This is a genomic window from Caballeronia eucalypticola, from assembly GCF_047608185.1.
In the GTDB taxonomy this organism is placed as follows: domain Bacteria; phylum Pseudomonadota; class Gammaproteobacteria; order Burkholderiales; family Burkholderiaceae; genus Caballeronia.
In genome coordinates, this window is the sequence record NZ_JBLKRU010000014.1 from 105,124 (window position 1) to 117,113 (window position 11,990).

Sequence of the window (11,990 nt, forward strand, 5' to 3'; positions counted from 1 at the left end):
GAAAGAGTACGACGCCGGATCGATCCGGCACAATACGCAAAAATACATAAGTAGTAGCCGTATTGAACAGATTGAAATAGTTAAACCCGACACGTGCGAGCCAAATGCGTCAACTGGATTACCAAACAGCGTTTCATCTTGCGCCAGTCGGACTGGTGTTGTCACGAGAACGGATCATCGAAGACTGCAATGCGCAGCTCTGCGCAATTTTCGGTGTCGCGCCGGAAGCTTTGCTGGGCCAGTCGTTCCAGGTGCTGTATCCGTCGCCCGTGGAGTTCGAGCGGATCGGCGAGCGCATCGCCGCGTTGATGCATCGCCAGGGCAGCTACGCCGATGACCGCATCATGAAACGCGCAAACGGGGAATTGTTCTGGTGCCACGTGACAGGGCGCTCGCTCGACCTGAGCGCGCCGCACGCGGCCGGCGTATGGACCTTCGAGGACCTGAGCGCGACGCGGCGGGTAGCAATCGAACTGACGCCCCGCGAGCGCGAAATTGCCGCGCAACTCGTTACCGGCAAGACCAGCAAGCAGATCGGCCGCGCGCTTGATATCAGTTCGCGGACCGTGGATATCTACCGGTCGCGGCTCATGCGTAAATATGACACGGGCAACGCGACCGAGTTGCTGCAACGGCTGTTAGGCGACTAGACGGGCGTTCCCGCTGTCTCGATGGCATGGCGCAGCAGATCAGGAATCTGCACCGATTTCGCCGCCGCGTAGTCGATCCACACGCATTTCGCCGTGCCCCGGGCATAGAGCGTAGCGGGATCGTCGGCGCGATAGAGCTCGAAACGCGTGTCGAAACTGCTGCGGCCCGGCGGCCCCACGAACATGCTGCCGATCACGTCGCCGGGATAGTGGAGCTGCCGCAGGAATTCCATCGATGCATTCACGATCACCGGCCCCTGCCCTTCAACGTTGGCGCCGGCCAAGGCCAGTTGCCGGAACCACGAGATCCGCGTTTCTTCCATGAACCGGAAGTAGACCGTGTTGTTCACGTGGCCGAAGGCGTCCATGTCGCCCCAGCGCAGCGGCATGGGCAGATCGATGACACGATGAAAACCGGCTGTCGCGCTCGTCTGATCGAGAACCTGGCTCATAGGCCAAACCCGTCGTCGGCGGCGATTACCGAGCCGTTGATGAACTGTGATTCGTCGGCGGCCAGCAGCAGCAACAAGCCATCAAGGTCTTCAGGCGTACCCACCCGGCGACGCGGCAGCATGGACAGCAGTTTCTGGCCAGCCTCGCTTTTCCAGTGATGGTGATTAAGCTCGGTATCGATATAACCCGGGCAGATCGCGTTCACATTGATGCCGTGACGCCCCCATTCCTGCGCCATCGCCTTCGTCATATGAATGACTGCGGCCTTGCTCATGGAGTAGATGCCGATCTGCGGCAAGGTTTTGAGCCCCGCCATGGACGCGATATTGATGATCCGGTAGCCCGGTTTGGTCGTGCCGTTGCCGCGCATGATCATCCGTTTGGCGACTTCCTGCGCGACAAAAAACGCGCCGCGCGTATTGGTATCGAATACGAAATCGAAGTCGGACGGCGTCACATCCGTCAATTTTTGCTGCGTCGAGACGCCCGAATTGTTCACGAGGATGTCGATCGTGCCGGCCTCCGTCTCCGCGTGGGCGACGGCCGACTTGATGCTCTGGTAGTCCGTGACGTCGAGCGACACGACGTGCGCCGCGCCGCCGGACGCCTCGATCTCGGCGCGCAATTCCTTCAGGCGCTCGGTGCGTCGGCTTGCCAGCACGACCCTTGCGCCCGCCTGCGACAGCACTTGCGCGAAGCGCTTGCCAAGTCCGCTGGAGGCGCCGGTGATCAGCGCGCATTTGCCTTCCAGGTTAATCGAACGGCCCATTGTTTTTCCTTGGTTGAAAGCGATTGAGGTGCCCGGATCGAACTGGCTTTACGTTGTCCGCCCTAAGGTTCGCTCCACGATTCGCCCTAAATAAGCATCGAACAGCGTCGAATCCAAACAGCCGATATGCTATCCTAAAATAATACGGTCGTGCTAATTTCAGGATCGCCGGTTGCACCCCGCGAAGGGTTCCCTGACAATACGCGATCCCCAAAAAAGCATTCTAACGTTAGACAGGAGCATTGGATGACCCCGGAGAGTCTCATCGAGCAGTACGGTCCCCGTGAATCCATGGAGTACGACGTCGTGATTGTGGGCGGCGGTCCTGCGGGGTTATCGGCGGCTATTCGGCTGAAGCAGCTGGCGCAGGAAAAAGGCGTGGAGCTGGGTGTCTGCGTGCTGGAGAAAGGCTCGGAGATCGGTGCGCACATTCTGTCGGGCGCCGTCATGGACCCGCGCGCGTTGAGCGAATTGCTGCCCGACTGGAAGGCTCAAGGCGCACCGCTCAATGTAGAAGTCGCCGAGGATCGCTTCCTGTTCTTGTCGAAGGACAGTGCAAAACAGGTGCCGAACTGGCTGCTTCCCGACAACTTCAAGAACCACGGCAACTATGTCGTGAGCTTGGCGAACGTGACGCGCTGGCTGGGGCAACAGGCGGAAGCGCTGGGCGTCGAGATCTTCCCGGGCTTTCCTGCAGCCGAAGTGCTCTATACGGAAGACGGCGCCGTGCGCGGCGTGGCGACGGGCAACATGGGCGTGGGCAAGAACGGCGAGGCGACCGGCAACTTCCAGCTCGGCATGGAATTGCACGCGAAATACACCCTGTTCTGCGAAGGCGCGCGCGGCAACCTGGGCCGCCAGCTCATGGATAAATTCAAGCTCGGCCGCGATGCCGATCCGCAGGTCTACGGCCTTGGCATTAAAGAGCTCTGGCAGATCGATCCGTCGAAACATAAGCCGGGCCTGGTGATCCACACCGCCGGCTGGCCGCTTGAAACAGATACCTACGGCGGCTCGTTCCTCTATCACATGGACGATAACCAGGTGATGGTCGGCTTTGTCGTCGGTCTGGGGTACTCGAATCCGTACCTCTCGCCGTTCGAGGAATTCCAGCGCTACAAGACGCATCCGGCGATACGCACGTTCCTTGAAGGCGGCAAGCGTGTTTCGTATGGAGCGCGCGCGATTACGGCCGGCGGGTTGATGTCGCTGCCGAAATTGGTGTTCCCGGGCGGAGCGCTGGCCGGCGATGATGCCGGGTTCCTGAATGCATCGCGGATCAAGGGCAGTCATGCCGCGATCAAGTCCGGCAAAATGGCCGCCGAAGCCGCGTTCGACGCCGTGCAAGCCGGTCGTCAAGCAGACGAATTGAGCGCCTATCCTGAAGCGTTTAATAGCTCGTGGCTCAAGACGGAGCTATATCGCGCACGCAATTTCAAGCAGTGGATGAGCAAGGGCCTGTATCTCGGCACGTTCATGGTCGGGCTCGAGCAGAAAGTCATGGGCGGCAATGTGCCGTGGACGCTTCATCATCAACACGCCGATAACGAAACACTCAAACCTGCGTCGCAATGCAAGCCGATCGTGTATCCGAAGCCGGATGGGAAGCTGACGTTTGACCGGCTGGCGTCGGTGTTTATATCGAATACGAATCACGAGGAAAACCAGCCTCCGCATTTGACGCTGAAGGATGCATCGGTGCCGGTGGATGTGAACTTCAGAACGTATGCGGGACCGGAAGGCCGATATTGCCCGGCGCAAGTGTATGAGTTCGTGAAGAACGACGACGGCAGCGAGCGCCTGCAGATCAACGCGCAGAACTGCGTGCACTGCAAGACGTGCGATATTAAAGACCCGACGCAGAATATCGTGTGGGTACCGCCAGAGGGCGGCGGCGGGCCGAATTATCCGAACATGTGATCGTTCGGGTTTTTCTTGAAAAATAGCGCCGGTTCTTATGTCCAGAACCGGCGCTATTTTATTTGGCGATATGCGCAGCGATGTGAGGCGTCGTCGTCACCACATCGCCATTTTGCGCACGATGCCGTAACGCATGATCGATCAGTACGAGCGCGAGAAGCGCTTCGGCTATCGGCGTCGCCCGGATGCCAACGCACGGATCGTGACGGCCGAAGGTTTCGACGGTGGCCGAATGGCCGGCTTTATCGATGGATTCACGCGGCGTGCGGATGCTCGACGTCGGTTTGATCGCAATCGATACCGTGATGTCCTGCCCGCTTGAAATGCCGCCCAACACGCCGCCGGCGTTGTTCGCCGCGAACCCCTCTGGCGTCATTTCGTCGCCGTGAACCGAGCCGCGTTGCGCGACGCTCGCGAAACCCGCGCCAATTTCAACGCCTTTCACGGCGTTGATGCCCATCATCGCTTTCGCGATGTCGGCGTCGAGGCGGTCATAGAGCGGCTCACCCAGCCCGGCCGGCACGCCCGTCGCAATCACGCCGATGCGCGCGCCGATGGAGTCGCCGTCCTTGCGCAGCGCGTCCATATATTCTTCGAGGCGCGGCACGATCTCCGCATTCGGCGCGAAAAACGGGTTTTTGCGCACGTGTTCCCACGCAACGAACGGAATCGGGATCTCGCCAAGCGCGCCCATGAAACCGCGTGTTTCGATACCCATACGCTCACGCAGCCATTTCTTCGCCACCGCGCCGGCAGCCACGGTCGGCGCCGTCAGCCGCGCCGACGACCGACCGCCGCCGCGATAATCACGGATGCCGTACTTCTGCCAATAGGTGTAATCGGCGTGCCCGGGACGAAAGGTCTCGACGATATTGCCGTAATCCTTGCTGCGCTGATCCGTATTGCGGATCAGCAACGCGATAGGCGTGCCGGTCGTCTTCCCTTCGAACACGCCGGAAAGAATCTCGACCTGATCGGCTTCCTGACGCTGCGTCACATGCCGCGACGTACCCGGTCTGCGCCGATCCAGTTCGATCTGGATATCGGCCTCCGAGAGTTCCATTCCCGGCGGGCAGCCGTCGATCACGCAGCCGATCGCGGGACCGTGCGACTCGCCGAAGTTCGTGACGGTGAAAAGCGTGCCGAGTGTGTTGCCGGACATGAGCGTCGTCCTGAAAAAGCGAAAGAGCCAATATTATGCCAGCCGAGCGTGGATTAAGCCCCCGGGCGCGGGGGCGTTCGGCTGCTCCGTGCTGCGCGAGGCCCTACTCGCGCCCTATTTGCGGACGCCTCGCAGCGTCGAGACCACTTGTTGCAGATGCTCCGGCGTGGCATCGGCGGGATCGATCGGCTCACCGACTGCCAGCGTCAAGCGGCTCATCACGCCGCGATGAATGGGACGCGGCCAGCGGTTGTCGTCGTGGCGCGAAAAAACGCTGCCCCACAAACCGCGTAAAGCGATGGGCACCACCGGGGCCGAATGGCGCTTGAGAATCTCTCTGATGCCATGGCGGAACGGGTTGATATCGCCAGTTCGGGTGAGCTTGCCTTCCGGGAAGATGCAGACCAGATCGCCGTCGGCGAGCGCACGGCCGCAAGCGTCGTAGGCTTTTTCCAGCAGTTTTGCGTCTTCGTGAGCAGGCGCAATGGGAATGGCCTTGACGTGACGGAACAGCCAGCCGATCAGCGGCGAGCGGAAAATCCGATGATCCATGACGAAGCGGATCGGGCGTGGACTTTCCGACATGATCACGATGGCATCGACGAAACTCACGTGATTGCACACCAGCACGGCGGCTCCGTGTTCGGGAATGCGCTCGGCGTTCACAAGCCTGATCCGGTAGAACGTATGCACGAGAATCCACGCGAGAAAACGCAGCAGGAATTCGGGCACGAGCGAATAAATATATGCGGCCACCACGATGTTCAGCAACGCCGTGGTGAGAAACAGCCCCGGAATGCCGACGCCCGCGGACGTCAGGCCAACCGCCATCAGCGCCGACACAATCATGAAGAACGAGTTGAGGATGTTGTTCGCGGCAATGATGCGCGCACGGTGCGTCGGCTGGCTGCGCGACTGGATCAGCGCGTAGAGCGGCACGCTGTAGAAACCGCCGAACATGGCGAGCAGGAACAGGTCGGCCAGGATGCGCCAATGCACGCCTAGTTGAAGAAATTCACCGACGCCCATCAGATGGCCCGCCGGCGTGATGCCGTGACTGGCAAAAAACAAGTCGATGGCAAAAACGCTGATGCCAATGGACCCGAGCGGCACAAGTCCGACCTCGACACGGCGATTGGAGAGCTTTTCACACATCATCGAACCGATGCCAATACCAATCGAAAACGTGCCGAGCAACACGGTCACCACATCCGGATTCGCCGACAGGACGTCCTTCGCGAAGTTGAAGAACGACGTAAGAAAAGTCGCGCCGACGAACCACAGCCACGAAATCCCAAGCAAGCTCAGGAACACGGTACGGTCCTGGCGCGCGAGCGCGAGGTTGCGCCACGTCTCGCTGAACGGATTCCAGTTGATCTTCAGATCGGGCTGCAGCGCCGCGGTTTTCGGCACGAAGCTTGATGCAACGCGTCCGATCAGCGCGACCGTCAGGCAGGACGCGGCGAGCAAAATGGCGCCGTGCTCGGCCCAACCTGCCGCCGCGCCGCCCATGATCGTCCCGATCAGGATCGCCACGAACGTCCCCATTTCGACCAGTCCGTTACCGCCCACAAGTTCCGATGGCTGGAGATGCTGCGGCAAATACGCATATTTCACCGGTCCAAACACAGTCGAATGCACGCCCATGAGGAACGTGCAAACGTAAAGCAGCAGCGCGCTGTGCCATATGAATCCCGCGCCGCCAATCAGCATCACCACGATTTCGAACGTCTTGACGAAGCGCGTAAGTGTGGCCTTATCGTATTTATCGGCGACCTGGCCTGATGTCGCGGAAAAAAGCACAAAGGGGATGATGAAGATGGCGGAGATCAGAAAGGCGGCGGTTTTCGGATCGACGCCCGAAAAGCGTGCAGCCTGAAACGTGACTAGCGATGTAAAGCCGACCTTGAAGACGTTGTCGTTGAGCGCGCCGAGAAACTGCGTCCAGAAGAACGGTGCGAAACGGCGTTCACGCAACAAGCGGAACTGACCGTCGCCATGTTCGGCGCCGGCCTTTTTCGCGCGGGCTGATGGGGATGTTTCGCTCATGGATTGTTGGAGTTGGCAGCTGAGAGAGTGGTGATCTGGTGAAGAGGCGAAAAAAAAGCGCGCCGCTCGGGCGCGCATTTTGTGCGTGATGTTGTGAGGCGCTGTGCGTTTCGAGCGGGTTAGTGCTAACGGCGCTACTCGCGCGGCACCCCGATCAACGCGCCTCTTCTTGCTGCTCCGGCCAGTCGCGGATATACGCCTTGAGCATCTTGTTCTCGAAACCCTGCTCTTCCACTACGGCCTTGGCCACGTCATAGAAAGAGATCACGCCCATCAACACGTTCTTTTCCATGACCGGCAGATAACGAACGTGATGCTCGAGCATCATCCGGCGCACTTCGTTCACGTCCGTTTCCGGTGTACACGTGATGGGGTGGTCGTCCATGACCTTGCGGATAGTGGACGTGCCCACGCTGCCGCCGTTTTCGCTCAGCGTGAGAATAATCTCGCGGAACGTCAGCATGCCGGCGAGATCGCCGTATTCGATCACCACGAGTGAACCAATGTCGTGTGACGCCATTGTGTTGATTGCTTCATGCAGCGGCGTATCGGGTGTCACCGTAAAGAGCGCGTTGCCCTTGACGTTCAAAATGTCGCTGACTCGCATGATTGTCTCCTCGCGAAAAGCCTGAATATCTATCGATCCTAGCGGAAAGGCACTTAAAAAGAAAGCGCGCAGGAACCCCGTGTTTTGTCTGTAAAAGCCAAGCGGGGCGGGCTTTTGCACCGGGTCGGCGCGTGCAGCGCCAAGGCTGCCCTTGCGCTGCATGGCCGCGCGCCGGCCCAAACGCCGGCGCTGGCGTCTACCCCAAGTTTGTCGGAACACACCCGATGTTACGATAAATGACTCTTTTCCATGGTAGCCCGCCCACGATGCCCGCCAACCGCTTCGACACGCTCGTGCTGCACGCCGGCGCTGCGCCCGACCCCACCACCGGCGCCCGCGCCACGCCGATTTACCAGACCACGTCTTTCTCGTTCCGCGATACCGACCACGCTGCTTCGCTCTTCAACATGGAGCGCTCAGGACATGTCTACTCGCGCATTTCGAACCCGACCGTCGCCGTTTTCGAGGAGCGCGTAGCCGCGCTGGAAGGCGGCGTGGGCGCGATCGGCACCGCCAGCGGACAGGCCGCGCTGCATTTGGCGATAGCAACGCTGATGGGCGCGGGTTCGCACGTGGTGGCATCAAGCGCGCTCTACGGCGGCTCGCATAACCTGCTGCATTACACGATTCGGCGCTTCGGCATTGACACCACCTTCGTGCCGCCGCACGACCCCGACGCCTGGCGCGCCGCCATTCGGCCCAACACGCGGCTGCTGTTCGGCGAAACGCTGGGGAATCCCGGACTCGATGTTCTCGACATTGAAACCATTGCGGACATCGCCCATTCGAACCACGTACCGCTGCTGGTGGATTCGACCTTCACCACGCCGTATCTGCTGCGTCCGTTTGACCATGGCGCTGACTTCGTCTACCACTCGGCGACCAAGTTCCTGGGCGGCCACGGCACGACAATTGGCGGCGTGCTGGTGGACGGAGGCACGTTCGACTTCACATCAACCAGCCTCTTCCCCGAATTCACCGAACCCTACGACGGTTTTCACGGCATGGTCTTCGCCGAAGAAAGCACTGTCGCACCGTTCCTGCTGCGCGCCCGTCGCGAAGGCTTGCGCGACTTCGGAGCCTGCCTGCATCCGCAAGCTGCATGGCAACTCTTGCAAGGCATTGAAACCTTGCCGTTGCGGATGGACCGGCACGTCGCCAACACCCGCAAAGTGGTCGAATTCCTGCTTGCCCACCCTGCCGTGGAAGGCGTGGCTTATCCGGAACTCGACAGCCATCGCGACTACGCGCTCGCTAAACGCCTGCTGCCTCGCGGCGCGGGCGCCGTCTTCAGTTTCGACCTGCGTGGCGACGTAGCGGCAGCTCGACGCTTCATTGAAGCGTTGACGCTGTTCTCGCATCTCGCGAACGTCGGCGATGCACGCTCGCTTGTCATCCACCCTGCTTCGACCACGCATTTCCGCATGGACGCCGTCGCCCTCGCCGCAGCGGGTATTGCACCGGGACGTATCCGGCTGTCGATTGGCCTGGAAGATCCCGACGATCTCATTGATGACCTCAAGCGCGGCCTGAAGGCATCGCAGAAGGCTGCATCGAGCGCTCCCCGGAGTGGCGACGGGAGCCGCGCATGATGCTCGACGTCGAGGGCGCACCGGCCTACGCCTACACTGGCGGTCACGCGTTCGAGCCTGACCGTCCGGTGGCCGTATTCGTGCATGGCGCCGAGCACGATCACAGCGTCTGGGCATTGCAGACGCGCTACTTTGCGCATCACGGCATGAACGTGCTCGCTGTGGATCTTCCCGGTCACTGCCGCAGCGCAGGCCCGGCGCGGCGAAGCATCGCAGCGCTCGCGGACTGGCTGGTGGCGTTACTCGACGCCGCCAAGGTCGACAAGGCGATGCTGATCGGCCACAGCATGGGCACGCTGATCGCGCTCGATTGCGCCGCGCGTTATCCGTCCCGCGTCACCCGTGTTGCGCTGCTCGCTACCGCCTTTCCAATGACCGTGTCCGATACGCTTCTCGATGCCGCGCTCGATCGCGAACCCGATGCCATTGACATGGTCAACCAATGGTCACACTCGTCGATCGCGGCAAAACCTTCCTGCCCCGCGCCGGGCTTCTGGCTACATGGCGCCAACCAGCGCCTGATGGAACGAGTGACCACTCGCGGTGAATCCGGCCTCTTCCATACCGATTTCAATGCCTGCAACGCGTATGCAGACGGACTGGAACGAGCAGCGGCGCTACGTTGCCCGGTGCAGGTCATTGCGGGTCGCCTGGATGCCATGACGCCACCGCGCGCCAGCCGCACACTGATCGACGCGATGAAGCAGGCGGGCGTATCTGTTGAAACAGTCATGCTGGACGCAGGCCACGCACTGATGAGCGAGCAACCCGATGCAACTCTCGCCGCATTATTCCGTTTTGCGATGCAACCGGCTTAAGTGACAGATCACGTTTCCGTTCATCAACTTAGTTCATGAATCAAGCTTAACTGCCCTCTTCCCGCTCCGCCACTAGCCGGATGGGAGGGGGTCTCAAACTTTTTCCAGGTCCGAATGAACGCAGTTGCGCGGCGGGCTCAATCGCCGGAGAATGAATCTTGCTGAGCCAACGCTGCAACCTGCTCGAAGGAGACTGTCATGGCCCAAACCGCGCATTCGGATCACTTCGCGAGCTTCGCCGAGTTCTATCCGTATTACCTCGAAGAGCACCGTAACGTGGTGTCCCGCCGGCTGCACTTCATCGGTTCTCTGGGTGTCATTGGCTGTCTTGCAATGGCCATTGCCACGGGCGATTGGCTCTGGCTTCCGGCCGCAGTCATTTGCGGCTACGGCTTCGCCTGGGTCGGCCATTTCTTCTTTGAGAAAAACCGCCCGGCCACCTTTCGTCATCCGCTCTATAGCCTGATGGGCGACTGGGTCATGTTCAAGGACATCTGTATCGGCAGGATTTCGCTTTAGGGGCGGTCACCCTCAGGGGCGGTTTTTCAGGCAGCTTGATGCGGCATGGACGTCACCGCTTGTGCCGCGGGAGCACCTTCCTGACGAGATGCTGCGCGCGCCGCCAGCAGGGTCGCCAACGTAATCTCAAGTTTCTCGTTGCTCAGCGCATTCATTAACGCGGCGCGGTCAATGTGCGAGGAATCGAGTCGCAACTGATAGTCCAGCTCGTCGCGTTCAATCACGAACAAATCAAACAGACTTGCTACCGTGATCTGTTGCGGATTGGAGATCAGCACATAGCGCGGCACCCGAAGGTTCTCCAGCCTCGCAATCCATTCCAGAGAGTCGAGCTTGCGAACCAGGCGCATGGATGTATCCACGTCACAACGCAACATCCGTGCGAGCTCGAGGCCGGTGTAACCTGGTAGCCCGGCTTCACGCGCTTCCGCAAGGCGAGCGAGTAATTCGAGGGCATCGAGCAGATCGCTCCCCGGAAAATCATTTCGATGAAACTGGCCAATCCGGATTGCCGGCAACGCGGACGTGAGCATTGCACCGATCAGTGTGATCATCCAGCACAAGTAGACCCATAGCAGGAACACGGGCAACGCAGCGAACGCGCCATACACAGCTGTGTAAGTTGGGATACGGCGCACGTAATAACCGAAACCGCGCTTCGTCAGTTCGAATGCGATAGCTGCCACGAGTCCGCCAACGAGCGCGTCGCGCCACTCCACTTTGCAATTCGGCAGGAACACATAGAGCATGGAGAACGCCAGCATGGTGAACGGCAGCGTCGCGCTGGCGAGCGCCCACTCGATCACCGGTGGCAAAAGATTATGCGAACCGGCAAATGCGATGGATTGCGCAAACAGGTAAGACGACATCGACAAGCTCACGCCAAACAGAATTGGGCCGAGCGTGATGATGGCCCAATACACCAGGACGCGTTGAGCAAATGGCCGCGATTTGCGCACGCGCCAGATCACGTTGAACGCGGACTCGACGGTCATCATGGTCATCACCGACGTGACGAACAAGATGATCATGCCGACCGTGGTCAACCCCTTCGCCTTCGACGCAAACTGATTCAGGTACTTGAAGATCTGGCTGTTGATCTGCGACGGCATCAGGTGCGCGGCAAGGAAATCCTGCAACGACATCTGGAATGAAGCGAAGATGGGAAACGCGGTAAAGAGCGCGAACGCGACCGTCGCAAGTGGCACGAGCGACAGCACGGTGGTGAACGTCAGACTGCCGGCCACCTGCGGCACTCGATCCTCACCCGTACGACGGGCGACGAAGCCGGCAAGCCGCTTCGTTGTGTCGAGATTGATGGGAAACTTCAGCAAGAACCTCTCTCCTTGAAACATGACAACAGATCCGCAAGGCGGCTTGAACAGCCAAGCAAAAGCACGCCAAATGCCACGTCCACGCACCCGATCCTTATAATACCCGTTCACCGAAAA

Annotated in this window: 11 protein-coding genes; 5 read left to right on the forward strand and 6 right to left on the reverse strand. The window is 60.1% G+C overall.

All coding sequences use genetic code 11. The annotated features are described in order from the left end of the window. Positions 1-104: 104 nt before the first annotated feature. Positions 105-650: a LuxR C-terminal-related transcriptional regulator gene (locus tag ACMX25_RS18015; RefSeq protein ID WP_414951402.1), complete on the forward strand. Its 546-nt coding sequence runs from the start codon at positions 105-107 to the stop codon at positions 648-650. On the opposite strand, the gene ACMX25_RS18020 is transcribed toward ACMX25_RS18015, so the two are convergent. Both ACMX25_RS18020 and ACMX25_RS18025 read right to left on the reverse strand, forming a co-directional pair. Then, positions 647-1,039 carry an acyl-CoA thioesterase gene (locus tag ACMX25_RS18020; RefSeq protein ID WP_414951492.1) on the reverse strand — a complete coding sequence of 131 codons (393 nt, stop codon included), beginning with the start codon at positions 1,037-1,039 and terminating at the stop codon, positions 647-649. The genes ACMX25_RS18015 and ACMX25_RS18020 overlap by 4 nt on opposite strands. A gap of 59 nt (positions 1,040-1,098) precedes the next feature. Beyond that, entirely contained in the window at positions 1,099-1,872 is a 774-nt protein-coding gene (locus ACMX25_RS18025; protein WP_414951403.1) for an SDR family oxidoreductase, read from the reverse strand. A 246-nt stretch (positions 1,873-2,118) separates the two neighbouring features. Here ACMX25_RS18025 and ACMX25_RS18030 point away from each other — a divergent pair, with 246 nt between their 5' ends. Beyond that, the gene (locus ACMX25_RS18030) at positions 2,119-3,792 is read left to right on the forward strand and encodes an electron transfer flavoprotein-ubiquinone oxidoreductase (RefSeq protein WP_414951404.1); all 1,674 of its coding nucleotides are present in this window, start codon (positions 2,119-2,121) and stop codon (positions 3,790-3,792) included. A 58-nt stretch (positions 3,793-3,850) separates the two neighbouring features. On the opposite strand, the gene aroC is transcribed toward ACMX25_RS18030, so the two are convergent. From aroC to ACMX25_RS18045, 3 genes are all read right to left on the reverse strand, one after another. After that, positions 3,851-4,954: a chorismate synthase gene (gene aroC, locus ACMX25_RS18035; protein WP_414951405.1), complete on the reverse strand. Its 1,104-nt coding sequence runs from the start codon at positions 4,952-4,954 to the stop codon at positions 3,851-3,853. Between the two features lie 114 nt (positions 4,955-5,068). Beyond that, on the reverse strand, positions 5,069-7,003 hold the full coding sequence (locus tag ACMX25_RS18040) for an MFS transporter (protein ID WP_414951406.1): 1,935 nt from the start codon (positions 7,001-7,003) through the stop codon (positions 5,069-5,071). A gap of 154 nt (positions 7,004-7,157) precedes the next feature. After that, complete coding sequence (locus ACMX25_RS18045) at positions 7,158-7,610, reverse strand: CBS domain-containing protein (RefSeq protein ID WP_031359018.1); 453 nt, start codon at positions 7,608-7,610, stop codon at positions 7,158-7,160. Between the two features lie 266 nt (positions 7,611-7,876). On the opposite strand from ACMX25_RS18045, the gene ACMX25_RS18050 reads away from it, so the two are divergent. From ACMX25_RS18050 to ACMX25_RS18060, 3 genes are all read left to right on the forward strand, one after another. Continuing rightward, positions 7,877-9,202, forward strand: a complete 1,326-nt coding sequence (locus tag ACMX25_RS18050) for an O-acetylhomoserine aminocarboxypropyltransferase (protein ID WP_414951493.1) — start codon at positions 7,877-7,879, stop codon at positions 9,200-9,202. Then, positions 9,199-10,020: an alpha/beta fold hydrolase gene (locus ACMX25_RS18055; protein WP_414951407.1), complete on the forward strand. Its 822-nt coding sequence runs from the start codon at positions 9,199-9,201 to the stop codon at positions 10,018-10,020. The genes ACMX25_RS18050 and ACMX25_RS18055 overlap by 4 nt, the downstream gene beginning before the upstream one ends. A 198-nt stretch (positions 10,021-10,218) precedes the next feature. Further along, on the forward strand, positions 10,219-10,539 hold the full coding sequence (locus ACMX25_RS18060) for an Mpo1-like protein (RefSeq protein WP_060819075.1): 321 nt from the start codon (positions 10,219-10,221) through the stop codon (positions 10,537-10,539). 26 nt (positions 10,540-10,565) lie between these two features. Here the strand turns inward: ACMX25_RS18060 and ACMX25_RS18065 are convergent, their stop codons facing one another. Further along, positions 10,566-11,894: a YihY family inner membrane protein gene (locus ACMX25_RS18065; protein WP_414951408.1), complete on the reverse strand. Its 1,329-nt coding sequence runs from the start codon at positions 11,892-11,894 to the stop codon at positions 10,566-10,568. Positions 11,895-11,990 lie beyond the last annotated feature (96 nt).